Origin of the sequence: Enterobacter sp. 200527-13, from assembly GCF_027924865.1 — a bacterium.
GTDB classification, from domain to species: Bacteria; Pseudomonadota; Gammaproteobacteria; order Enterobacterales; family Enterobacteriaceae; genus Enterobacter; species Enterobacter ludwigii.
The window spans coordinates 146,967-170,079 of sequence record NZ_BSCM01000007.1; the positions used below are offsets into that span (position 1 = coordinate 146,967).

General features: G+C 55.9%; 21 protein-coding genes. 12 read left to right on the forward strand and 9 right to left on the reverse strand.

Annotated features, from left to right (window positions below):
* Positions 1-14: 14 nt before the first annotated feature.
* The 3 genes from feoA to greB all read right to left on the reverse strand — a co-directional run bounded on the left by feoA (position 15) and on the right by greB (position 3,427).
* Positions 15-242, reverse strand: coding sequence for a ferrous iron transporter A (feoA, locus tag QMG44_RS19500; protein ID WP_020884570.1), 228 nt, complete (start codon positions 240-242; stop codon positions 15-17).
* Positions 243-534: 292 nt separating this feature from the next.
* Positions 535-2,865 (reverse strand): Tex family protein, encoded by a 2,331-nt coding sequence (locus QMG44_RS19505; protein WP_025202857.1) that lies wholly within the window; start codon positions 2,863-2,865, stop codon positions 535-537.
* Positions 2,866-2,953: 88 nt separating this feature from the next.
* Entirely contained in the window at positions 2,954-3,427 is a 474-nt protein-coding gene (gene greB, locus QMG44_RS19510; RefSeq protein ID WP_014171964.1) for a transcription elongation factor GreB, read from the reverse strand.
* Positions 3,428-3,659: 232 nt separating this feature from the next.
* On the opposite strand from greB, the gene ompR reads away from it, so the two are divergent.
* Together ompR and envZ are read left to right on the forward strand one after the other, a co-directional pair.
* Positions 3,660-4,379: a two-component system response regulator OmpR gene (ompR, locus tag QMG44_RS19515; RefSeq protein ID WP_006177890.1), complete on the forward strand. Its 720-nt coding sequence runs from the start codon at positions 3,660-3,662 to the stop codon at positions 4,377-4,379.
* Complete coding sequence (gene envZ, locus QMG44_RS19520; protein ID WP_014171962.1) at positions 4,376-5,722, forward strand: two-component system sensor histidine kinase EnvZ; 1,347 nt, start codon at positions 4,376-4,378, stop codon at positions 5,720-5,722. The genes ompR and envZ overlap by 4 nt, the downstream gene beginning before the upstream one ends.
* Before the next feature lie 47 nt (positions 5,723-5,769).
* Here the strand turns inward: envZ and pckA are convergent, their stop codons facing one another.
* The 5 genes from pckA to QMG44_RS19545 form a co-directional block, all read right to left on the reverse strand.
* Positions 5,770-7,389, reverse strand: coding sequence for a phosphoenolpyruvate carboxykinase (ATP) (gene pckA, locus QMG44_RS19525; protein ID WP_086532968.1), 1,620 nt, complete (start codon positions 7,387-7,389; stop codon positions 5,770-5,772).
* 353 nt (positions 7,390-7,742) lie between these two features.
* A complete protein-coding gene (gene hslO, locus QMG44_RS19530; RefSeq protein ID WP_014171960.1) occupies positions 7,743-8,621 on the reverse strand; it encodes an Hsp33 family molecular chaperone HslO in 879 nt (292 codons plus the stop codon).
* 24 nt (positions 8,622-8,645) lie between these two features.
* On the reverse strand, positions 8,646-9,047 hold the full coding sequence (gene hslR / locus QMG44_RS19535) for a ribosome-associated heat shock protein Hsp15 (protein ID WP_020884572.1): 402 nt from the start codon (positions 9,045-9,047) through the stop codon (positions 8,646-8,648).
* Positions 9,044-9,727, reverse strand: a complete 684-nt coding sequence (gene yrfG / locus QMG44_RS19540) for a GMP/IMP nucleotidase (protein ID WP_025202858.1) — start codon at positions 9,725-9,727, stop codon at positions 9,044-9,046. Before yrfG ends, hslR begins: the two co-directional genes overlap by 4 nt.
* A gap of 67 nt (positions 9,728-9,794) precedes the next feature.
* The gene (locus QMG44_RS19545) at positions 9,795-11,930 is read right to left on the reverse strand and encodes an intracellular growth attenuator family protein (protein ID WP_032679110.1); all 2,136 of its coding nucleotides are present in this window, start codon (positions 11,928-11,930) and stop codon (positions 9,795-9,797) included.
* A gap of 326 nt (positions 11,931-12,256) precedes the next feature.
* Between QMG44_RS19545 and nudE the strand changes: the two genes are divergently transcribed.
* Positions 12,257-12,817 (forward strand): ADP compounds hydrolase NudE, encoded by a 561-nt coding sequence (gene nudE, locus QMG44_RS19550; protein ID WP_014171956.1) that lies wholly within the window; start codon positions 12,257-12,259, stop codon positions 12,815-12,817.
* Positions 12,818-12,889: 72 nt separating this feature from the next.
* On the opposite strand, the gene mrcA is transcribed toward nudE, so the two are convergent.
* The gene (mrcA, locus tag QMG44_RS19555; RefSeq protein ID WP_020884575.1) at positions 12,890-15,442 is read right to left on the reverse strand and encodes a peptidoglycan glycosyltransferase/peptidoglycan DD-transpeptidase MrcA; all 2,553 of its coding nucleotides are present in this window, start codon (positions 15,440-15,442) and stop codon (positions 12,890-12,892) included.
* A gap of 119 nt (positions 15,443-15,561) precedes the next feature.
* Here mrcA and QMG44_RS19560 point away from each other — a divergent pair, with 119 nt between their 5' ends.
* From QMG44_RS19560 to dam, 9 genes are all read left to right on the forward strand, one after another.
* Positions 15,562-16,338: a DNA utilization protein HofM gene (locus QMG44_RS19560; RefSeq protein ID WP_086532967.1), complete on the forward strand. Its 777-nt coding sequence runs from the start codon at positions 15,562-15,564 to the stop codon at positions 16,336-16,338.
* Positions 16,335-16,829, forward strand: coding sequence for a PilN domain-containing protein (locus QMG44_RS19565; RefSeq protein ID WP_086532966.1), 495 nt, complete (start codon positions 16,335-16,337; stop codon positions 16,827-16,829). Before QMG44_RS19560 ends, QMG44_RS19565 begins: the two co-directional genes overlap by 4 nt.
* 3 nt (positions 16,830-16,832) lie before the next feature.
* Positions 16,833-17,294: a HofO gene (locus QMG44_RS19570; RefSeq protein WP_086532965.1), complete on the forward strand. Its 462-nt coding sequence runs from the start codon at positions 16,833-16,835 to the stop codon at positions 17,292-17,294.
* Entirely contained in the window at positions 17,284-17,688 is a 405-nt protein-coding gene (locus tag QMG44_RS19575) for a HofP DNA utilization family protein (RefSeq protein ID WP_281853257.1), read from the forward strand. The genes QMG44_RS19570 and QMG44_RS19575 overlap by 11 nt, the downstream gene beginning before the upstream one ends.
* Complete coding sequence (gene hofQ / locus QMG44_RS19580) at positions 17,600-18,838, forward strand: DNA uptake porin HofQ (protein ID WP_078774745.1); 1,239 nt, start codon at positions 17,600-17,602, stop codon at positions 18,836-18,838. The genes QMG44_RS19575 and hofQ overlap by 89 nt, the downstream gene beginning before the upstream one ends.
* Positions 18,839-19,124: 286 nt before the next feature.
* Entirely contained in the window at positions 19,125-19,646 is a 522-nt protein-coding gene (aroK, locus tag QMG44_RS19585; protein ID WP_003861630.1) for a shikimate kinase AroK, read from the forward strand.
* 57 nt (positions 19,647-19,703) lie between these two features.
* On the forward strand, positions 19,704-20,792 hold the full coding sequence (aroB, locus tag QMG44_RS19590; RefSeq protein WP_047355667.1) for a 3-dehydroquinate synthase: 1,089 nt from the start codon (positions 19,704-19,706) through the stop codon (positions 20,790-20,792).
* Positions 20,793-20,884: 92 nt separating this feature from the next.
* Positions 20,885-22,213, forward strand: coding sequence for a cell division protein DamX (gene damX, locus QMG44_RS19595; protein ID WP_086532963.1), 1,329 nt, complete (start codon positions 20,885-20,887; stop codon positions 22,211-22,213).
* 67 nt (positions 22,214-22,280) lie between these two features.
* Positions 22,281-23,093: an adenine-specific DNA-methyltransferase gene (gene dam, locus QMG44_RS19600; protein ID WP_014171946.1), complete on the forward strand. Its 813-nt coding sequence runs from the start codon at positions 22,281-22,283 to the stop codon at positions 23,091-23,093.
* The last annotated feature ends 20 nt before the right edge of the window (positions 23,094-23,113 follow it).

Sequence of the window (23,113 nt, forward strand, 5' to 3'; positions counted from 1 at the left end):
AAACCGCTGGCTTGTTATCGGGATAAGGCTTCGACTTCTATTAATGCGAGATCTTTTTTACGCAATACCAGATTTACGCGTCGGGTTTCGATATGCACCGGATCACCTAACGGGGCGACGCGCACGACCTGAAATGACGAGCCGGGCAGCATGCCCAGCGACAGCAGCTTTTGTCGGTAGGCCGGGCTAATTTCGTGGGTAAAACCGGTAATTTTCCATGCACTGTCTGGAGTGAATTGCATAATGCCTGATTCCACGAGAGGTTAAAATATCTACTATGGGATGATAATGAGAATAGTTTTTATCAGCAATAATAAAACTGTGACGGAATGTTGTTTGCGGTATTAATTTACGGCCTGTTTGACCTTGCTCAATATTTACGGATTCTGCGGCAGGGAGAGGAAAGGCTTATTTGTTAATAGTGTGATCACTGATAGTTGAAATATAGATATACAACCGGTTTCATATTTTACCATTAATTTCGGCGGGATATCGGCCCGGTGAGTGACGCATCACCGGGCCTTTTTTATGCGGTTAGCGTTTCTTACCCATTGCTGCCGCCAGCGCATCCATCATGGCGCTGTTGCCCGCAGGCTGGGCGTCACGTCCGCGTGGCTTCGCCGCTTTTGCGGCCGGGCGCTGCTGCTCGCGTCCGCCGCCGTTACTGCCGCGGCGCGCATTGGTTTCACCTGGCTGCTCGTCCAGACGCATCGTCAGGGCGATACGCTTACGCTGCAGATCCACTTCCATCACCTTCACCTTCACGATGTCGCCCGCTTTGACCACGGTATGCGGATCTTCAACGAATTTATCGGCAAGGGAAGAGATGTGGACCAGACCATCCTGGTGCACGCCGATATCGACAAACGCGCCAAAGTTGGTGACGTTAGTGACCGCCCCTTCGAGTACCATGCCTGGAAGCAGGTCATTCATGGTTTCAACGCCGTCGGCGAAGGTCGCGGTTTTAAACTCAGGACGCGGATCGCGGCCCGGTTTTTCCAGCTCTTTGATGATGTCCGTGACCGTCGGCACCCCGAACTGCTCGTCGGTAAAATCGACCGCCTTCAGGTTACGCAGCGCGCTGCTGTCGCCCATCAGGTCTTTCAGCGCCTGCTGGGTTGCGGCCAGAATGCGTTCCACTACCGGGTACGCTTCCGGGTGAACGGTTGAGGCATCCAGCGGGTTATCGCCGTGGTTGATGCGCAGGAAGCCCGCGCACTGCTCAAACGCTTTTGGCCCCAGACGGCTCACCTTCAGCAACTGCTGGCGGTTCTGGAACTGGCCGTTTTCATCACGCCAGGCAACGATGTTTTGCGCCATCATGCGGGTTAAGCCCGCCACGCGGGTCAGCAGGGGAACAGAGGCCGTGTTCAGGTCAACGCCGACGGCGTTTACGCAGTCCTCCACGACCGCATCCAGCTTACGGGCCAGCTGAGTCTGGCTCACGTCATGCTGATACTGGCCGACGCCGATGGATTTCGGGTCGATCTTAACCAGCTCCGCCAGCGGATCCTGCAGACGACGGGCGATAGAAACTGCACCGCGCAGGGAAACGTCCAGGTCCGGGAACTCCAGTGCGGCCAGTTCAGACGCCGAATAGACGGAAGCGCCCGCCTCGCTGACAATCACTTTCTGTGCGGTGACTTTCGGGAACTGTTTCTGCACGTCGAGGTAGAAACGCTCGGTTTCACGGGAGGCCGTACCGTTGCCGATGGCCACCAGCTCCACGTTGTATTTCTCGCACAGCGCCGCAACCACGACGGCAGCCTTCGCCGCCTGGCCGGTATGCGGATAAATGGTGTCGGTAGCCACCAGCTTGCCGGTACCGTCAACCACGGCCACTTTCACGCCGGTACGCAGACCCGGATCGAGCCCCATGGTGGCGCGCAGGCCGGCAGGTGCGGCCATCAGCAGGTCGTGCAGGTTACGGGCGAAGACGTTGATTGCTTCGTCTTCGGCGCGTTCACGCACGGTGCCCATCAGTTCGGTTTCGAGGTGCATCAACACCTTGATGCGCCACGTCCAGCTCACCACGCCTTTGCGCCAGCTGTCTGCCGGCGCGTTGTTCAGGCGAAGGCCGAGGTGGTCGATAATGATCTGCTCGCAGTGGCTCTCTTTTGGTGGCTCGTCAAACTGTGGGTCGGCATTCAGGGAGAGCTGGAGCACGCCTTCGTTGCGGCCGCGGAACATCGCCAGCGCGCGGTGTGAAGGGGTGGTAGAGATGGGTTCGTGATGATCGAAATAATCGCGGAACTTGGCGCCTTCTTCCTCTTTCCCGCTGACCACGGTAGAGACGATGTGGGCGTTTTTCCACAGATAGTCACGCACTTTCGCGAGCAGGGCGGCATCTTCGGAGAAGCGCTCCATCAGAATGTAGCGCGCGCCGTCGAGTGCGGCTTTGGTGTCTGCGACCCCTTTATCGGCATCGATAAACTTCGCGGCTTCGGTTTCCGGGTCGTGGGACGGTTCGTTCCACAGCAGTTCGGCCAGCGGCTCCAGGCCTGCCTCAATGGCAATCTGTCCACGGGTGCGGCGCTTCGGTTTGTACGGCAGATAAAGGTCTTCGAGTTCGGTTTTGCTCAGGGTGCCGTTGATTGCGGTTTCCAGCTCGCTGGTCAGTTTTCCCTGTTCGCCGATGGATTTGAGGATCGCCTGACGACGGTCTTCCAGTTCGCGCAGGTAACCGAGACGGGTCTCCAGGTTACGCAGCTGCGTGTCATCCAGACCGCCGGTGACTTCCTTACGATAACGTGCAATAAACGGCACGGTGTTCCCTTCATCAAGCAGGCGAACGGCAGCTTCTACCTGTTCGGCTCTGGCCTGAAGTTCACCCGCAATAATGCGGCAGAGCGAATCTTTCATCATGGCTTTATCATCTGTTGAGTCGAAAAAATCAGGGGATAGTTATACGGGCTGACACGGCAAAATGCCAGCCGCGGAGGGCGCTCTCGGACTATTTAACGTACGTAATTTCGTTGACGTACCAGCTGGCTTCGCCGCCAGGGGTCTGCACGACGGCCAAATCGCCCACTTCCTTTTTCAGCAGCGCACGGGCCATTGGTGAGTCGATAGAGATGTAATCCTTACGACCAAAAATTTCGTCATAGCCGACGATACGAAAACGCAGGGTGTCGCCATCGTCGTTCTCAATCTCGACCCACGCGCCGAAAAACACTTTGCCTTCCTGCTGTGGGGAGTAATCCACTATTTTGAGGTTCTCAAGGCATTTGGTCAGATAGCGGACCCGCCGGTCGATTTCACGTAACCGTTTTTTGTTGTACTGGTAGTCAGCATTTTCACTGCGATCGCCCAGGCTTGCGGCCCAGGTCACTTTCTTGGTCACTTCAGGACGCTCTTCGCGCCACAGGTAATCCATCTCTTTTTTGAGTTTCTCATACCCTTCGCGGGTGATCAGGGGCGTTTTCATGGGGTGACCTTAAGACTCGACATCATTGCATTCTTTGCGCACATTACGTATCACGTAGTCTAACAGACAACGTTAATAATGATTTATGTGATGAAATGTGCAGATAAGCTGCTGTTAAATATGCTTTGTAACAATTTCGACTAGAATTTATACCAGAATTAGCTGGTCGAACACGTGCACTTTTTTAGAATACGCTGTTATTAGACTATCCGAACCTTTGGGAGTACACACAATGCAAGAGAACTACAAAATTCTGGTCGTGGATGACGACATGCGCCTGCGTGCGCTGCTTGAGCGTTATCTGACCGAGCAGGGCTTCCAGGTTCGTAGCGTGGCCAACGCTGAGCAGATGGACCGTCTGCTGACCCGCGAATCATTCCATCTTATGGTACTCGACCTGATGCTGCCTGGTGAAGACGGGCTTTCCATCTGCCGCCGTCTGCGTAGCCAGAGCAACCCTATGCCGATCATCATGGTGACGGCGAAAGGGGAAGAGGTTGACCGCATCGTTGGTCTGGAAATCGGCGCTGACGACTACATTCCAAAACCGTTCAACCCGCGTGAACTGCTGGCCCGTATTCGCGCCGTGCTGCGCCGTCAGGCGAACGAACTGCCTGGCGCACCGTCGCAGGAAGAAGCGGTGATTGCGTTTGGTAAGTTCAAGCTGAATCTCGGTACCCGTGAGATGTTCCGTGAAGATGAACCTATGCCGCTCACCAGCGGTGAGTTCGCGGTGCTGAAAGCGCTGGTCAGCCACCCGCGTGAGCCGCTTTCACGTGACAAGCTGATGAACCTGGCGCGCGGCCGTGAATACTCCGCAATGGAACGTTCCATTGACGTGCAGATCTCCCGTCTGCGCCGCATGGTGGAAGAAGATCCGGCGCATCCTCGTTATATTCAGACCGTATGGGGTCTGGGCTACGTGTTTGTCCCGGACGGCGCTAAAGCATGAGGCGAATGCGCTTCTCTCCGCGAAGCTCATTTGCCCGTACGCTGTTACTGATTGTCACCCTGCTGTTCGTCAGCCTGGTGACAACCTATCTGGTGGTGCTGAACTTTGCGATCCTGCCGAGCCTCCAGCAGTTCAATAAGGTTCTGGCATACGAAGTGCGTATGCTGATGACCGATAAACTGCAACTGGAGGACGGCACGCAGTTAGTTGTTCCCCCGGCGTTTCGCCGTGAAATCTACCGTGAGCTGGGTATTTCGCTTTACTCCAACGAAGCGGCAGAAGACGCTGGCCTGCGCTGGGCGCAGCATTATGAGTTCCTCAGCCAGCAGATGGCGCAGCAGTTAGGTGGCCCGACGGAAGTGCGTGTTGAGGTCAACAAAAGCTCGCCGGTCGTCTGGCTGAAAACCTGGCTGTCACCCAATATCTGGGTGCGCGTCCCGCTGACCGAAATTCACCAGGGTGACTTCTCACCGCTGTTCCGCTACACCCTTGCCATTATGCTGCTGGCGATAGGCGGCGCGTGGCTGTTTATTCGTATACAGAACCGACCGCTGGTCGACCTGGAGCACGCTGCGCTGCAGGTCGGTAAAGGGATTATTCCTCCGCCACTGCGTGAGTACGGCGCCTCAGAAGTGCGTTCCGTGACGCGGGCCTTTAACCATATGGCGGCCGGCGTGAAGCAACTGGCAGACGACCGTACGCTGCTGATGGCGGGCGTGAGTCATGACCTGCGCACGCCGCTCACGCGTATCCGTCTGGCGACGGAGATGATGGGCGAAGAGGATGGTTATCTTGCGGAGTCCATTAACAAGGACATCGAAGAGTGTAACGCCATCATCGAGCAGTTCATTGACTACCTGCGTACCGGGCAGGAGATGCCGATGGAGATGGCCGATCTGAATGCGGTACTCGGTGAAGTGGTCGCGGCGGAAAGCGGCTACGAGCGGGAAATCGATACCGACCTGCAGGCCGGTGAAATTCAGGTGCGGATGCACCCGCTTTCCATTAAACGTGCGGTGGCCAATATGGTGGTTAACGCGGCCCGTTATGGCAATGGCTGGATTAAAGTCAGCAGCGGGTCTGAGCTCAACCGCGCCTGGTTCCAGGTGGAAGATGACGGTCCGGGCATTAAGCCAGAGCAGCGTAAGCATCTGTTCCAGCCGTTTGTGCGGGGCGATAGCGCGCGCAGTACCAGCGGAACCGGCTTAGGCCTGGCGATTGTGCAGCGTATTGTAGATAACCATAACGGCTTGCTGGAGATTGGGACCAGTGAGCGGGGCGGTTTAAGCATTCGCGCATGGTTACCGGTGCCGGTGACGCGCGGGCAGGTGAGAGAGAGTTAAAAAAGGGTGGCAAAAGCCACCCTTTTTTTTGCAGGTCGTGTCAGCTGTTACAGCTTCGGACCCGCACTCACCAGCGCTTCACCTGCCGGGGTATCGGTATACTTCTCGAAGTTCTCAATAAACAGTTTCGCCAGCGATTCTGCTTTCTCACTCCACTGCTCCGGTGAACCGTAGGTATTGCGTGGGTCGAGAATACGGGTCTCTACGCCCGGCAGCGCCGTCGGGATTGCCAGATCAAACATCGGCAGCGTGAAGGTTTCGGCGTTATCGAGTGAACCATCCAGAATGGCGTCGATAATGGCGCGGGTATCTTTGATGGAGATACGTTTGCCGGTGCCGTTCCAGCCGGTATTCACCAGGTACGCCTGTGCACCGGACGCCTGCATGCGTTTGACCAGCACTTCCGCGTACTGCGTCGGGTGCAGCGACAGGAACGCTGCGCCGAAGCAGGCGGAGAAGGTTGGCGTTGGCTCCGTCACGCCGCGCTCGGTACCGGCCAGTTTGGCGGTAAAACCAGACAGGAAGTGGTACTGCGTCTGGCTGGCGGTCAGGCGGGACACTGGAGGCAACACGCCGAACGCATCTGCCGTCAGGAAAATCACCTTCGTCGCGTGGCCCGCTTTTGACACCGGCTTCACGATGTTGTCGATGTGGTAGATAGGGTAAGACACGCGGGTGTTTTCGGTTTTCGAAGCATCGTCGAAGTCGATCGTTCCATCGGCACGCACGGTGACGTTTTCCAGCAGCGCATCGCGGCGGATGGCATGGAAGATATCTGGCTCCGCTTCTTCAGACAGGCGAATGGTCTTCGCGTAGCAGCCCCCTTCGAAGTTAAACACGCCGTCATCATCCCAGCCGTGCTCGTCATCGCCAATCAGACGACGTTTCGGATCGGTAGAAAGGGTGGTTTTACCGGTGCCGGACAGGCCGAAGAACACCGCCACATCCCCTTTTTCACCGACGTTTGCCGAACAGTGCATGGAGGCGATACCGCGCAGCGGCAGCAGGTAGTTCATCACCGAGAACATCCCTTTCTTCATTTCGCCGCCGTACCAGGTACCGCCGATCAGCTGAATACGCTCGGTCAGGTTGAAGGCGATGAAGTTCTCGGAGTTAAGACCCTGCTCTTTCCACTGTGGGTTCGTGCATTTCGCCCCGTTCATCACGATGAAGTCAGGGGTGAAATCCTGCAGCTCTTTGTCGTCAGGACGAATAAACATGTTTTTCACGAAATGCGCCTGCCAGGCCACTTCAGTGATAAACCGCACGGAAAGGCGAGTGTCGGCGTTAGCGCCGCAGAAAGCATCAACGATAAACAGACGCTTGCCGGAAAGTTGATGGGTAACGAGCCCTTTCAGATGCTGCCAGGTTTCCGGAGAGAGCGGTTTGTTATCGTTCTTCCCTTTGCCTTTATCAGCCCACCACAGTGTGTCGCGGGTGGTCTCGTCTCGGACGATGTATTTATCTTTCGGCGAACGACCGGTAAAGATACCGGTATCGACGGCGATAGCACCAAGGTTAGTCAACACACCTCGCTCGTATCCTTCCAGTGCTGGATTGAGCTCTTCCTGATACAGCGTATCGTAATCGGGGTTGTAGACGATTTCCTGGACGTCGTGAATACCATAAGCCTTGAGATCTTGCGGGGTTAAACCAGTAACACGCATATCACTGCTCCTTAGCCAATATGTACTGTCTGAAATTGTAGGGTTTTTGTGAGGTTGTTAACCGCGACGGGGCTCATAGATTTACGCATCTGGACAAAACCCTTACTAACGGAAAACGCTGCGACTCCAGTCACAGGGCAGGCGGATTATCGCAGGAATCGCTTTTTGGTTGGGGAAAATGTTCCGAAAAGGTTAATGGCTGGTGATTTTATCGGAAGGAATGTGAATGTAATCGCATACACGTAAGAAAATTACGTAAGAGTTACAGTGTTAAAAACGATTCAGCCAGAGAGGGCTTTTTTGCACTTTGCCCTCTCGCAAAAGGGAGAGGGCAAGGTGAGGGCAGGCTTTGCTTAGTGGACCTGAGGATCCGCCGGGGAGGCGTTGTTGCGGATCTCAGCAATATCCATCGAATTGAACACGTAGTGCGTACCGCAGTAGTCACAGTGCATATCGATTTCGCCGTCTTCCGCCATGATGCTGTCGATCTCTTCATCCGGCAGGGTCTTCAGCGCGCCAGCGCAGCGTTCACGTGAACAGGTGCACTTAAATTCCACCGACTGTGGGTCGTAAACCGTCACTTCTTCTTCGTGATAAAGACGCCACAGGACATCGGTCGCCGACAGGGTGAACAGCTCTTCTGCTTTGACGGTTTCCGTCAGGGTCGCGAGGTGCTCGAAGTCGTTGGTCTGCGCGTCCTGCGCAGGCAGAACCTGCAGTAGCATACCGCCAGCAGCAGGCTGACCGTCTACTTCACCGGTGCGGATGAACAGACGCGTCGGCAGCTGTTCTGAACGCATGAAGTAATCTTCCAGGCAGGCCGCCAGCGTATCGCCTTCGAGGCCAACCACGCCCTGATAGCGCTCACCTTCCTCCGGGGAGATGGTGATGACCAGATAGCCATTACCCACCAGCGTTTTCAGGTCCGCGTTTTCAGGAACATCGCCCTGTACGCGCGCCACGCCGCGCATCTGCTGCTGGTTATTACCGTTGATGACCGCCAGGGTCATAGGGCCATCACCCTGCAACTGCACGGTGATATCCCCGGCAAATTTCAGGGTGGCAGTCAGCAGGCTGGTGGCAACCAGCAGTTCGCCCAACAGGGTTTTCACCGGCAGCGGGTAGTTGTGGTTTTCCAGAATCTGTTTCCAGGTTTCGGATACGGTGACCAGCTCGCCGCGCACGGCGAATTGTTCAAACAGATAGCGGTGTAATTGGTCGTGTTGGGCCATAATAGTCTCTCGTGCAGGTGAGGGTTACTCGGTCTCACCGTGTTTAAATTTCATCAGATCGCGGCGCTCTTTTTTATCTGGACGCCGGTCCGGGTGGGGCATTGTCAGCGCATTCATTTTGCGCGCCAGCGCGGTCTTCTCGCGTTTTTCAATGCTCTCAGCCGTCTCTTCATACAGCAGGACGGCTTCGGTTGCGGGCCGTCGTTGTTCAGTAATGGCTTTAATCACCACGGTACGTTCATCGTTGCCCTGACGCAGCGTTAAGGTGGCATTCAGTTCGACCAGCTTGCTCGGTTTGCTGCGCTGGCCGTTGTAATGCACTTTACCGCCGTCAATCATGTCGCGGGCAAGGGCGCGCGTTTTATAAAAACGGGCCGCCCACAGCCATTTATCCAGTCTTACCCCTTCAGAGGGTTTTTCTTTCATGGCCTCTCCTTCACGGTCAGTGAGGGGATCATCTGGCGATAGTCGTTCAGCCCCGGATGGCGCAGATAGCTTTTTTCAGCCAGGCCAGAGTCAGGATTGGTAACGCCCAGACAATAGCGAATGCCAAACCTGGCCGCGGAATCCAGAATAGGCTCGCTGTCATCAATAAACAGCGTGCGTTCCGGCTGCAAACCGGTCTCTTCCGCCACCGCATGCCACAACCGCTGATCCTCTTTCGGATAACCAAATGTGTGGGTGGAAAGTAATAAATCAAGGTGCGAAGCAAGACCCGTATGCTCCAGCTTCACGGCCAGATTGTGAGGATGGGCGTTGGTCAGCAAGATACGGCGCTTGCCGCTCGCTTTCAGTGCATCCAGAAAAGGCACGGTATCCTCACGCAGTACGGCGCGCGGGCCCTGGGCGGTGGTCATGGCACAAATATCCAAACCGAGGCGCTCGCTCCAGTAGTCAAGACAGTACCAGTTTAGCGTATGCTGCACCGCGCTATATTGCGAACGAATGAATTCCTGCGCTTCTGCCGGGGAGATCCCCTGCTGTTCACCATAGGTTTCCGGAACCAGCTTTTGCCAGAAATAGTTATCAAAGGCGAGATCGAGCAGCGTGCCGTCCATATCCAGCAGAACGGTATCAACCTCCTGCCAGGCGATATCAAGATGCATAAGGGGGAACTCCAGCCTGAAGAAACGTGCGCGACAGGGTAGCACATCTTGTCGCGCATCGACGTTATCAGATCAGGCTCTCAGAGGAGGGGATCAGCTTAGGGTTAAGGCAATTTTCGTAATACTGCTGGATGTCGGCAAGCCTGGTGCGTGAGCGCTGATAGCGACGCAGCGCCATAAAACCGTTCCAGCAAATGCATACCAGCATCGCAATCATCAGCAGCGAGGTGCCGATGTAGCGCCACAGGCCAGCGCTGTCCGGCATGCGGTGCAGGCCGATGTGGCGCGTGCCGTTGGCATCGGTAAAGATACTCGTCACAATCCCTTCAGCGCTAAACGGCGTCTGCATCAGCATCTGCGCCAGGCGCTGGAACTGGCCCCACTGTTCCTGAGCCGGGTAGTCATAAAGTGCGACCTGCGGGTATGGCTGATCGACCAGGTCGCTCCCTTCATCACTGACGATCACAAAGCCACCCGGTGCCGGGCTGTTCAACGCCTGCGCCGCGCGGGTGGTTTCGCGCATCACGAAGGGTGCGGTTGACGTGGCGACCAGATTATCCAGCGACTCGGCGCTGACCGGACGCAGCAGCACGTTAACGCCATCCAGCCGTCCCGCTTCCGCGCGTTTCACCAGCGAATCCCAGTCTTTACTGTTACCCAGGTTCACAAGGGCGTTTTTGAGACGTACGCATTCGTCCTGAGCGGAACACAAATCCTGCGTTTTCAGAACGATGTCACCAAAGTCGTCCAGAAGCACCATCCCCGATTTCTGAATGGCCGAGCGCAGGGCAGGGCTCACGCGTGAGTCGTCATCGGGTTTTGGGTGCAGCTGGCGGTTGACCGTCTGGGTAAGCGACGTGGCTTTATTAACAACCTCAGATTCAGGCAGCGGCAGCGGCGGCGCATCATTCCAGATAATTTGCGAGCAATCGAACGGCATGAACGGCGAGCTCTGACGCGTATTCCATGCGCCAGGCGTATGAATGTTACACATCCCGGTGCCCTTCAGGCGCAGCGTATCACCGACCCGCACGCCAGCCTCGTCCAGTTGGTTGACGCTGGTTGCCTCAATGGTTTGCGCCCCTTTTATCCATGACAGGGTAAATTTAATGGGCATATCCAGCGGGACAAACAGCAGAAGCATGATAAAGACCAGCGCTGCCCCCCCGGCAATGACCGCACTGCGTAACCAGTGCTGAAGCGGGAAATTTTTTACTTCATCATGCAGGGATAAAAAGCGCCCCTGGCGCACCACATGGCGGTCAAGGTAGATATCGATATCGGTTTTCTGCCCTAAATCCTGGGCAATCCACGGCTGCCAGTGGCGCGGGTAGATAAGATCGATAATACCGAGCGAGATATTATTGAGGTGCTCCTGGTCACTCTCACCGAACAGACCCCAGCGCTTAGGAGTACCGCGCAGGCAGTGGATCTCACGTAGCGAGGTTTTTGCCGGCGGGGCAAAGAGCCCCCACAGCCCGGCTGCCAGCAACAGCACCGCACCGCCAGCCAGCCAGGGGACAAACACATCCGGCGTCAGCAGGCAGATGAAAAAGAGCAGGAACGCGGCCACGATCAGAATCGCTTCGCGAATCCCGTCAGGGCGGCTCAGGGCGTACTCTTCATGCGTCTCCTGGCGAATGTTCAGCAGCTCGATCTGCTCTGTCTCTTCGCCACGAATGGAGGCCTGCGTTGAGCTTGCGCGTTCCAGCGCAAAACGCGGGGCTTCCTGAAGATATTCATTCAACGTATGGCCGTTGAGTGAGATAACCAGCGGCAACGAATCGGTATGGATCAGCTCTACGCTGTTTTCGTCATTAATGTACTGCTCCCAGGACGGGGGCAGATGCACTTCAACCGAATCCAGGTAATAGCGCCATTTATTGGGATCGTCTGTGGTGATGCCATAGCGGGTGATGGAGCGCGTCACACTGAGCACTGTGTCACTTTGCGCATTTAACTTGAGCGCCACCGGCGCAGCAGTTGCCCCCGTCGGCCCAGGTGTTAACTGAGAACGGTTCAGTGTTTCGAGATAGTTTTCTACTGCATCGCGCTCTTCTTGCGTCAGTTTACGCGTCGTCGCACCGGCAAAGGCGTTTAAAAAGGGCAGCCGGTAACGACGCCTTACGCGACGCCTGTATACCCACCCTGCAACCAATGCGCCGGCCAGCATAGCAGCGAGAACAATCAAAATGGTGCTCATGCTTTCCCCATCTTACTTATCTTCTTACAGGTGTAGTCAGTAGCACCTTTAACATTGAATGAGAGTCTGTGGTTGGCTATCGGCAAGTATGGAGTCGAACTTGAGCATTCTGAAGCGCATCCCAGTGACCGATGATGATAGCAAAGCCTGTTATGGCGCGATATCAGCAAATTCCTGGAAACATTTCAACCTCTTGACATTTGTTTTGAATTGAGGATTGATTCCTGTTACGTTGCATAAATGTAAATACAGAACAATTGACATTGCCGAAACCGTGCGGCGTATCGCACAATAAAGCCAGTTCCCACTGCTAAGACCCCATCACGATGAGCAAACCACTACAAAAACCCACCATTCTGAATGTTGAAACAGTCGCAAAATCGCGCCTGTTTAATGTCGAAAGTGTGGATCTGGAGTTCAGCAACGGTGTGCGTCGCGTTTACGAACGTATGCGCCCTTCTTCGCGCGAAGCGGTGATGATTGTTCCTGTCGTCGACGACCATCTGATCTTAATCCGCGAGTATGCCGTGGGAACCGAATCTTACGAACTTGGGTTCTCGAAAGGGCTCATCGATCCGGGTGAAACGGTCTTTGAGGCGGCCAATCGCGAGCTGAAAGAAGAGGTCGGTTTTGGCGCGAACGAACTGACGTTCCTGAAAAAACTGAGCATGGCACCCTCCTATTTTTCCAGCAAAATGAACATTGTGGTTGCTGAGGATCTCTATCCAGAATCGCTGGAGGGGGACGAGCCGGAGCCACTGCCCCAGGTTCGCTGGCCGCTGGCCCATATGATGGACCTGCTCGAAGACCCTGACTTTAACGAGGCCCGCAACGTGAGCGCGCTGTTCCTGGTACGCGAATGGCTGAAGGGGCAGGGGCGGTTATAACAGCCTGATGTCCGGAACGTGTGAGAGAACAAAAAAAACGGCAACCTGAGGTTGCCGTTTTTACGTTGCCCGTTAGAACAACTCGTGCGTTTCGCCGTTATCAATGATTTCTGTACCCACCTCATGCACCGCCTGTGTGGTCGGCTGCGTGCCCTCGATGAAATACTCTGCACGGCTATTGCCGCCATTGGCGAGCTGCCCGGTGCTGCGGTCGATATTGACGGTAACCACACCCGGTGGTGGCGTCAGCGGTTGCTCCGGAACGCCTTCCAGCACGGATTTCATATAGGCATCCCAGGCCGGTTGCGCACTCTTCGCGCCGCCTTCGTAGCCAGAAATCTGATCTTTAATCGCGCCTGAAGCCGTGGTGCGGCCTAAATCACGGCGATGATCGTCAAAACCGATCCAGACTGACGTCACCACGCCCGGGCCGTAACCGGAGAACCACGCATCTTTCGAGCTGTTTGTTGTCCCCGTTTTACCGCCGATATCATGGCGTTGTAAATCACGTCCTGCCCGCCAGCCGGTCCCTTGCCAGCCAGGTTCGCCGAAGATGTTGGTGTTCAGCGCGCTCTTTATCAGGAACGACAGCGGCGTGTTGATGACATGCGGTGCATACTCCTGCGCCCCGCTCTGCGCCACCAGCGACTGGTTAGCCTGTTCCAGCTGCGGCTGCGGCAACACAGGGTTCGTCTGCTCCTGAGACACGGCAACGTCTTCCATGTCCTTGTTTTCAATCACCTCAGATTTTGGCGTATTGCCGTAAATGACCGGAATATCGCAGTCAGGGCAGGCAATTTTCGGCTTCGCTTCAAACAGCACGCCACCCTGGTCGTTCTCGATTTTACTGATGAAGTACGGGTCAATCAGGAAGCCGCCGTTAGCCATCACCGAGTACCCCCGCGCCACCTGAAGCGGCGTAAAGGACGCAGAGCCTAACGCCAGCGATTCGGTGCGCACGATGTTCTGAGCCGGGAAACCGAAGCGTTGCAGATATTCCGCGGCATAGTCGACACCCATCGCACGCATTGCGCGCACCATCACCACGTTTTTCGACTGCCCAAGACCCTGACGAAGACGAATAGGGCCTGAATATTCCGCCGGTGAGTTCTTCGGCTGCCAGTCAGAACCGGCACCGGCATCCCAGCGGGAGATAGGCACGTCGTTCAGGATACTGGCGAGAGTCAGTCCCTTATCCATGGCTGCGGTGTAGAGGAACGGCTTGATGTTAGAGCCAACCTGACGTAACGCCTGGGTGGCGCGGTTAAATTTGCTCTGGTTGAAATCGAACCCACCGACCAGGGCCAGCACGGCACCGTTCTGCGGATTGATGGACACCAGGGCCGAGTTAACGTCTGGCACCTGCGCCAGCCACCAGCTGTCGCCCACCTTGCGTACCCAGATTTGCTGTCCGGTCTGGACGACATCCGTCACTTTACGCGGCGTCGGGCCTTGCAGGGTGTCTGAGCGGTACGGGCGAGCCCAACGGATCCCGTCCATTCGCAGGGAGACAGACGTTCCATCCGCCAGCGTTGCCACCGCTTCCTGCGGATCGGCCTGAGTCACCACGGCAGGAAGGAGCGGGCCATAGGTGGGCAGCGCTTTCAGCGTACTGGTGATTTTTTTGCTGTCCCAGGCGCTTTCGCCGACTTTCCACAGCACATTCGACGGGCCGCGATAACCGTGGCGCATGTCGTAATCCATCACGTTGTTACGCACCGCTTCCTGAGCCGCCTGCTGAACGTTGCGGGTCACGGTGGTGTAAACGCGGTAGCCATCTTCGTAGGCTTTATCGCCGTAGCGGCTCACCATCTCCTGACGCACCATTTCGGTGAGATAAGGGGCAGAGAAGGCAATCTCCGGCGCATGGTAGTTGGCATCGATGACATCGTTGCGCGCCTGTTCGTACTCGCTCTGGCTGATATAGCCTTCGCTCAGCATACGTGACAGAACGACGTTACGACGCGCCGTAGCGCGTTCAAGCGAGTAGAGCGGGTTGAAGGTCGATGGCGCTTTAGGCAGACCGGCAATGGTCGCCATTTCGCTTAACGTCAGCTGCTCGACAGGTTTACCAAAGTACACCTGCGCGGCCGCACCAACACCGTAGGCGCGGTAGCCGAGGTAGATTTTATTGAGGTACAGCTCAAGGATCTCGTCTTTGCTCAACAACTGCTCAATACGGATCGCAAGGAACACCTCTTTGATCTTACGGGTCAGGGTCTTTTCTGGGCTAAGGAAGAAGTTACGCGCCAGCTGCTGTGTAATGGTACTTGCCCCCTGAGAGGCATGACCGGAGAACAGCGCAATACTTGCAGCACGGAAAATCCCCACCGGATCGACACCGTGGTGCTCGTAAAAACGGCTGTCCTCGGTAGCGATAAAGGCTTTGACCATCACGGGCGGAATTTGATTTAAGGTCAGCGGGATACGACGCTTTTCGCCGTACTGCGCCATTAACTCGCCATCGGCGCTGTAGACCTGCATCGGGATCTGGAGTCGCACATCGCGAAGCGTAGCGACATCAGGCAGCTGCGGCTCAATATATTTGTACAAACCATAAATCGAGCCTGCTCCCAGCAGAATGCAACAGACTGCAAGGATTAATAAATACTTTACGAACTTCACCGGAGATTTCCCATTTGGTTTCACTTGGGCAGTTTCTAAACAATCGCGCGGTAGTATAAAGGCAAGCCTGATTCATTGATATAGCCGTCACCTGACGGGCGATAAGGAGATCGTGAAGCATGGCTTTCAAAACATGGCAAACAGGCGTTCATATTCAACAGGATAGGGTGCAGATAGTGGCGCTGGCCCGGGAGCGGTCGGGCTGGCGTTTGTGCCGCTGGTGGGCTATCACTCTGGCCGACGGGATTATCCGGGATGGCAAAATTTGCCAGCCTGAACAATTGGTTGACGCCCTGCGCGACTGGCGGAAAACGTTGCCCCACTCCCACCGGGTGTTTCTCTCATTTCCGGCGGCACGCACGTTGCAACGATCGCTTCCCCGTCCGGGCGTGGCGCTGCGCGACAGCGAACAGCTCTCCTGGCTGGGGGCGACGCTCGCGCGTGAACTGGAGATGGCTGCTGACACGCTCTGTTTTGATTATGCGCAGGATACGTTCAGCAATACATTCCATGTCACCGCTGCACAAAACAACGAGATTCACCCCCTGCTGACGCTGGCAAAGATATTGCGTTTACGGCTCGTGACGATCACCCCGGATGCCAGTGCGCTGGCGAACCTTCTCCCTGCGGTAGCGCCGGCGCAGTGTGTCGCCTGGCGGGATGGGCATCAGTGGCTGTGGGCGATGCGCCATCAGTGGGGACGGCGTTTTACCACGGAAGCGGAAAACGTGGCCGATCTCGCGGCACTGCTGGCCCTCACGCCGCAGGACATTGCCCTCTTTGATAGCCAGCGAGACCCCTGGGACGCGCTGATTCGTTGCCATGCTCCTCTGCCGGCATGCGGCGCTGATTATACCGTCGCGCTGGCGCTGGCCATGAGTGAGGTGCCGGAATGAGCATGACGAACTTTCTGCCGTGGCGGCGGCAGCGACGCATGCGCTGCCTGCGATTCTGGGGCGTACTGTTTGTCGCTACGTGGCTGCTGATACTGATGGGGGTTTTCAGCCTGCGGATGAATCCTCTCGTGATGACGCGTGCGCTGCATATTCAACTGGCGGGCATGCAGTCCGTGCAGCAGGCGCTGGTGTCTCGTACAAGGTCAGGCACGGAGACGCCAATGCCCGCGCCAGCGCCTCAACGACGCGCCTGGCAGCCGGTGCTGGAGTCCTTTGCCGGGGTGATGCCATCCCAGGTCTGGCTGACCGAACTGCGCTATCAGCCCCCTTCACTGATGTTAACCGGATATGCCGCAACACTCCCCGCGCTCTCTGCTCTGCGGGATGGGCTCGGAAAGATGGCGGGGTTTACCCCCGGGCCGACGGGGGAATTACAGCAGGATGACCTGGGGCGCTGGATGTTCACCTTTCATCTGCGAAGCGAGGGCTAATGCGTGGAAACCTTGTTCGAACGCTGGTGCGAAAGCAGCCCCCGATGGCGGGTGCTGTGCTGGTGTCTGAGCGTTCTCTTTCTGGGGAGTACGACATGGGGCATGGTGCTTCGACCGGTTGCAAAGCAGGTGGCTGAACTTCAGCGGCAGGTCAGCGAGGCCGCACAGGCTAATGTCTCGCTATGGCCCGCCGCCAGTCAGGTGCCGCGGCGTCACGCACCCCGTGAAGCCACGGTAATGACGCCTTTTTCACCACTCGAGTTTCAGGGGGCGGGTACAAGACTGGTTCACTGGAAGCCGTCGCAAAACGGAGGGGAACTGACGCTGGATGCTGAATGGCAGGCCATCCCGACTGTTTTCACTCGGCTGGCGCAGCGGGATGTTCAGGTTGCCGCCTTTGCTCTCTCTGCACAGGGTTCGGCATTACGCCTGCGGGTGGAGCTGGAGGAGCCGCATGCGAAATAGCGCGCGTTGCCTGCTGGTGAGTTGCGCCCTGTTAGTGACCGGGATGCGGGATCCTTTTCGCCCGCCGGATGACCCTTGTGCGGTAGGGCAGCTGGCGCAGTGGCATTACCACGGGATGGTGGGCGGCACTCAGGACACTGGCATTTTACAGGACGGGCAAAAGCGCTGGCATCGCCTGACACCGCAACAGCGTCTCCCGGTGGGCTGGCGGGTAACGGCCCTCAATGAAAGGGAACTGGTCGTCGATGTGGGGGATGCATGTGAACCCAGACAATGGACGTGGCAACGAGAAGGAACGAAAAAGAATGAACATAAGGATAACGCTGTGGTTGCTGGCGTTCAGTCATCCGCTTTGGGCCGCCGCGCCAAAGCCGGTCACGCTGGTGGTGGATGAGGTACCGGTGGTGCAGGTGCTACAGGCGCTGGTCGCACAGGAGAACCGTAATCTGGTGGTATCGCCAGATATCAGCGGCACGCTGTCGCTCAATCTGACACGCGTCCCCTGGCGACAGGCGCTACAGACGGTCGTCAGCAGCGCCGGGCTTGTTCTGCATGAAGAAGGGGGGATTTTTTATATTCACACCGCAGCCTGGCAGCGTGAACAGCTGGAACGCAAAGAGCAGGAGCGGGCACGCCGACAGCTTGATGCGCCGCTGGTCTCGCACAGCATACCTTTTTCTTACGCTGACGCCGGGGAGCTGCAAAAAGCGGCGGAAAAACTGCTCAGTCCAAAAGGGAGTTTGTCTGTCGACAAGCGTACCAACCGTCTGCTGATACGGGATAACCAGGCGGTGCTTGATACGCTGCAGCACTGGGCGACACAGATGGATATCCCTGTCGAGCAGGTGGAACTGGCGGCGCATATCGTGACCATCAATGAAAAAAGCCTGCGTGAGCTGGGGGTGAAGTGGAATCTCGCCGACGCAACGGAGGCGGGCAAGGTCGGGCAACTCACAACGCTTGGCAGCGATCTGTCCGTGGCAAACGCCACCACCCATGTGGGTTTTAACATTGGGCGGATTAACGGCAGGCTGCTGGATCTGGAGTTGTCGGCGCTGGAGCAAAAGCAGCAGGTCGATATCATCGCTAGCCCACGACTGCTGGCCTCGCATATGCAACCGGCCAGTATTAAGCAGGGCAGTGAGATCCCATATCAGGTCTCCAGCGGTGACAGCGGGGCGACCTCCGTGGAATTCAAAGAGGCGGTGTTAGGCATGGAGGTGACGCCGGTGGTGCTGCCCGGCGGTCGCGTACGCCTGAAGCTGCACATCAGTGAAAATATGCCAGGACAGGTGCTGCAGCAGGCCGATGGTGAAACGCTCGCCATCGATAAACAAGAAATTGAAACCCAGGTGGAAGTAAAAAGTGGAGAAACGCTGGCGCTGGGCGGAATTTTTTCGCAAAAGAATAAAACCGGAAGCGATCGCGTGCCTGGGCTGGGCAACATCCCGTGGCTTGGACAGCTTTTTCGCCATGACGGAAAGGACAATGAACGACGGGAGTTAGTGGTGTTTATTACACCACGACTGGTCGGTATTCGCTGAAGAGTCACGATCCTCCCAATGATTTTGCATTCAGATTGTTGCAGATGTTTGACGTGGGGCATGAATTAGCATACAAGGAGTACCGATTTGAGTTGGACTTACGTCTTATTGCCTTATGCGTCTGGTGCGGTGATTTAATCAGTTGCCAAACAAGCCGGAGTATTGAGATAATTTTTAGTCTGACTCTCGCTCTATTGCATATGAGGTTTCAGTTCATGTCCTGCTACGCCGGGTGTCTGCGAAGCGGGGATTACCATTAACGAATAGTCTTAGTAGTACCGATAAAATGGCAGAGAAACGCAATATCTTTCTGGTTGGGCCTATGGGTGCCGGCAAAAGCACTATTGGGCGTCAGTTAGCTCAACAACTCAATATGGAATTTTACGATTCTGATCAAGAGATTGAGAAACGAACCGGAGCTGATGTGGGCTGGGTTTTCGACGTAGAAGGCGAAGAAGGTTTCCGTGACCGAGAAGAAAAAGTGATCAACGAACTCACGGAAAAGCAGGGCATTGTTCTGGCAACAGGCGGTGGCTCTGTCAAATCTCGCGAAACCCGCAACCGTCTCTCCGCCCGTGGCGTAGTGGTCTATCTCGAGACGACCATCGAAAAACAGCTGGCACGTACGCAGCGCGATAAAAAGCGCCCGTTGCTGCAGGTTGAAACGCCACCACGCGAAGTTCTGGAAGCGTTGGCCGATGAACGCAATCCGCTGTACGAAGAGATTGCTGATGTGACCATTCGTACTGACGATCAGAGCGCTAAAGTGGTTGCAAACCAGATTATTCATATGCTGGAAAGCAACTGATTCTGGCTTTATATACAATCGCCTGCGGGTAAAAGCATTAAAGGTGGATGTCGCGTCATGGAGAGGATTACAGTTACTCTCGGGGAACGTAGTTACCCAATCACCATCGCGGCTGGTTTGTTTAACGACCCAGCTTCCTTTTTACCACTGAAAGCGGGTGATCAGGCGATGCTGGTCACCAATGAGACGCTGGCTCCGCTTTATCTCGACCGCGTTCGCCACCTGCTTGAACAGGCGGGCGTTAAAGTCGACAGTGTGATTCTGCCCGATGGCGAGCAGTATAAAAGCCTGGCGGTACTGGATACCGTCTTTACCGCATTGCTGCAAAAACCGCATGGTCGCGATACAACACTGCTTGCCCTGGGCGGCGGTGTTGTGGGCGATCTGACGGGCTTTGCGGCTGCAAGTTATCAACGTGGTGTGCGTTTTATTCAAATCCCTACCACGTTACTGTCTCAGGTCGACTCTTCTGTCGGCGGCAAAACGGCCGTTAACCATCCGCTCGGTAAAAATATGATTGGCGCGTTCTACCAGCCGGCATCGGTGGTGGTGGATCTCGACTGTCTGAAAACCCTACCGAAACGCGAGCTGGCTTCTGGCCTGGCTGAAGTGATCAAATACGGCATTATTCTGGATGGCGAGTTCTTTGACTGGCTGGAAGAGAATATGGATGCGTTGCTGCGCCTGGATGAGGCGACACTGGCTTACTGCATTCGTCGTTGTTGTGAGCTGAAAGCGGAAGTTGTCGCTGCAGACGAGCGTGAAACGGGCTTACGTGCTTTACTGAATCTTGGGCATACGTTTGGTCACGCGATTGAAGCCGAAATGGGTTACGGTAACTGGCTTCACGGTGAAGCAGTCGCTGCCGGAATGGTAATGGCTGCCCGCACTTCTGAACGTCTGGGGCAGTTTAAACCGGAAGAGACGGCACGCATCATCACGCTGCTTGAGCGTGCGGGCTTGCCGGTAACCGGGCCGAAAGAGATGTCGGCACAAGCGTATTTACCCCACATGATGCGCGATAAAAAAGTATTGGCAGGTGAGATGCGTCTTGTACTCCCGCTTGCAATAGGGAAGAGTGAAGTACGCGGCGGAGTGCCGCATGATGTGGTTCTTGGCGCTATTGCTGACTGTCAGCAGGCGTAACAACTAGAAAGGTCAGGCCACTGTTACAGGTGGTCGTTTAGCTTCAGGCGAAATGCAAAGTCGTTAGCATAAGCCTTTGAGTGGGGTGTTAAATGGATGAATTCAAACCAGAAGACGAGCTGAAACCCGATCCCAGCGATCGTCGTACTGGTCGTTCTCGTCAATCTTCAGAACGTGATAACGAGCCGCAGATCAACTTTGACGATGTTGATCTGGATGCAGACGATCGTCGCCCTTCGCGTAGCCGCAACGCGCGTGATGAGCGAGAAGAAGAGGGTTATGAGTCCGAAGAAGATTCAATGGACGAAGAGCCTGTAGAGCGTCGCCCACGTAAACGTAAAAAAGCCGCTGCGCAGAAACCCGCCTCCCGCCAGTACATCATGATGGGACTCGGCGTTCTGGTGCTCGTGCTGCTGATTGTCGGTATTGGTTCTGCGCTAAAAGCGCCTTCGACCCCTTCCGGTGAGCAAGCAGCATCCACTGAGAAGAGCATCAGCCTCTCTGGTAACGATGCGACCGATCAGGCGAATGGTGCGCAGCCAGCGCCGGGTACCACCTCCGCCGAGCAGACTGCCGGAAATACAACACAGCCGCAGGATGTTTCTCTGCCGCCAGTTTCTTCTACCCCCGCACAGGGTCAGGCACCTGCCACGCCGGAAGGCCAGCAGCGTGTAGAAGTTCAGGGCGACCTGAACAATGCCCTGACGCAGCCGCAAAATCAGGCGCAGGTGGACAATGCCGTGGTTAACTCTACGCTGCCAACTGAACCTGCGACCGTTGCGCCGATCCGCGGTGGTAACGCTCAGCCGCAAACGGCTGCAACCGAAACCAAACCGCGCCAGACGCAACCTGCGACCCGTCCTGAACGTAAGCAGGCTGTGATTGAACCTAAGCGTGAAACCAAACCTCAGGCAGTCGTCAAAGCGCCTGAAGTGAAAGCGCCGGCTCAGACAAAACGTACTGAAACGACGGTGAGCGAACCGGCAAAAGCACCGGTTACGCAGACTGCACCGAAAGCAACGGCGACCACCACGGCACCGGCTGCCACTTCGGCACCAGCTGCAACTGCACCTACTGCAACTGCAACTGCACCTGCAGCAACGGCAACAACCAGCGCCGCAGCAGGCAAGACTGCAGGTAACGTCGGTTCACTGAAGTCAGCCCCGTCCAGCAATTACACGCTGCAGCTGAGCAGTTCGTCTAACTATGACAACCTCAACGGTTGGGCGAAGAAAACAAATCTGAAAAACTATGTGGTTTATCAGACGACCCGTAATGGTCAGCCGTGGTACGTGCTGGTAAGTGGCGTTTATGCTTCAAAAGATGAAGCGAAACGTGCTGTCGCAACGCTGCCCGCCGACGTTCAGGCGAAAAACCCATGGGCTAAGCCAATTCATCAGGTTCAGGCTGATCTGAAGTAATGTTTAAAGCGCAGGATGCTGTCGGAGCTTTCTCCACAGCCGGAGAAGGTGTAATCAGTTAGTCAGCATGAAAAAAAATCGCGCTTTTCTGAAATGGGCAGGGGGGAAATACCCCCTGCTCGATGATATTAAAAAGCACCTGCCGAAAGGCGAGTGTCTTATCGAGCCCTTTGTGGGCGCTGGATCGGTATTCCTGAATACCGATTTTTCTCGTTATATCCTGGCGGATATCAACAGCGACCTCATTAGCCTCTACAACATCGTCAAGCTGCGGACCGACGAGTACGTGGAAGAGGCTCGGAAGCTGTTTACACCCGAGCACAATAATCCGGACGTTTACTACCAGTTCCGCACTGAATTTAATCAGAGTCAGGATCCGTTCCGTCGGGCGCTGTTGTTCCTCTATCTCAATCGACACGGCTACAACGGCCTGTGCCGGTATAATCTTCGTGGTGAATTTAACGTGCCGTTTGGCCGTTATAAGCGTCCGTATTTCCCACAGGATGAGTTGTATCACTTTGCTAAAAAAGCGCAGAATGCCGAATTCCACTGCCTCTCCTATGAAGAGTGCATGGAGCTGGCAGGCGTAAACTCGGTGGTCTATTGCGACCCGCCTTACGCACCGCTGTCTGCGACGGCAAATTTCACCGCTTATCACACCAACAGCTTCAGTCCGGCCGAGCAGGCCCGTCTGGCGGAGATGGCGGAAAAGCTGGTCAGCAAAAGAATTCCGGTGTTAATTTCGAATCACGATACCCCTGATACGCGCGAATGGTACAAAGCCGCGAAGCATTTTCAGGTCAAAGTGCGGCGTAGCATAAGCAGCAACGGCGGCACACGTAAAAAGGTGGACGAACTCCTGGCTCTTTATCGCCCCTGAGCCGTTTTGCCCGCCGGTAA

Bases quoted from the DNA above. Each gene is read 5' to 3' on its own strand.
- feoA (WP_020884570.1), bottom strand. From the start codon at position 242: ATGCAATTCACTCCAGACAGTGCATGGAAAATTACCGGTTTTACCCAC.
- QMG44_RS19505 (WP_025202857.1), bottom strand. From the start codon at position 2,865: ATGATGAAAGATTCGCTCTGCCGCATTATTGCGGGTGAACTTCAGGCC.
- greB (WP_014171964.1), bottom strand. From the start codon at position 3,427: ATGAAAACGCCCCTGATCACCCGCGAAGGGTATGAGAAACTCAAAAAA.
- ompR (WP_006177890.1), top strand. From the start codon at position 3,660: ATGCAAGAGAACTACAAAATTCTGGTCGTGGATGACGACATGCGCCTG.
- envZ (WP_014171962.1), top strand. From the start codon at position 4,376: ATGAGGCGAATGCGCTTCTCTCCGCGAAGCTCATTTGCCCGTACGCTG.
- pckA (WP_086532968.1), bottom strand. From the start codon at position 7,389: ATGCGTGTTACTGGTTTAACCCCGCAAGATCTCAAGGCTTATGGTATT.
- hslO (WP_014171960.1), bottom strand. From the start codon at position 8,621: ATGGCCCAACACGACCAATTACACCGCTATCTGTTTGAACAATTCGCC.
- hslR (WP_020884572.1), bottom strand. From the start codon at position 9,047: ATGAAAGAAAAACCCTCTGAAGGGGTAAGACTGGATAAATGGCTGTGG.
- yrfG (WP_025202858.1), bottom strand. From the start codon at position 9,727: ATGCATCTTGATATCGCCTGGCAGGAGGTTGATACCGTTCTGCTGGAT.
- QMG44_RS19545 (WP_032679110.1), bottom strand. From the start codon at position 11,930: ATGAGCACCATTTTGATTGTTCTCGCTGCTATGCTGGCCGGCGCATTG.
- nudE (WP_014171956.1), top strand. From the start codon at position 12,257: ATGAGCAAACCACTACAAAAACCCACCATTCTGAATGTTGAAACAGTC.
- QMG44_RS19560 (WP_086532967.1), top strand. From the start codon at position 15,562: ATGGCTTTCAAAACATGGCAAACAGGCGTTCATATTCAACAGGATAGG.
- QMG44_RS19565 (WP_086532966.1), top strand. From the start codon at position 16,335: ATGAGCATGACGAACTTTCTGCCGTGGCGGCGGCAGCGACGCATGCGC.
- QMG44_RS19575 (WP_281853257.1), top strand. From the start codon at position 17,284: ATGCGAAATAGCGCGCGTTGCCTGCTGGTGAGTTGCGCCCTGTTAGTG.
- hofQ (WP_078774745.1), top strand. From the start codon at position 17,600: ATGAACATAAGGATAACGCTGTGGTTGCTGGCGTTCAGTCATCCGCTT.
- aroK (WP_003861630.1), top strand. From the start codon at position 19,125: ATGGCAGAGAAACGCAATATCTTTCTGGTTGGGCCTATGGGTGCCGGC.
- aroB (WP_047355667.1), top strand. From the start codon at position 19,704: ATGGAGAGGATTACAGTTACTCTCGGGGAACGTAGTTACCCAATCACC.
- damX (WP_086532963.1), top strand. From the start codon at position 20,885: ATGGATGAATTCAAACCAGAAGACGAGCTGAAACCCGATCCCAGCGAT.
- dam (WP_014171946.1), top strand. From the start codon at position 22,281: ATGAAAAAAAATCGCGCTTTTCTGAAATGGGCAGGGGGGAAATACCCC.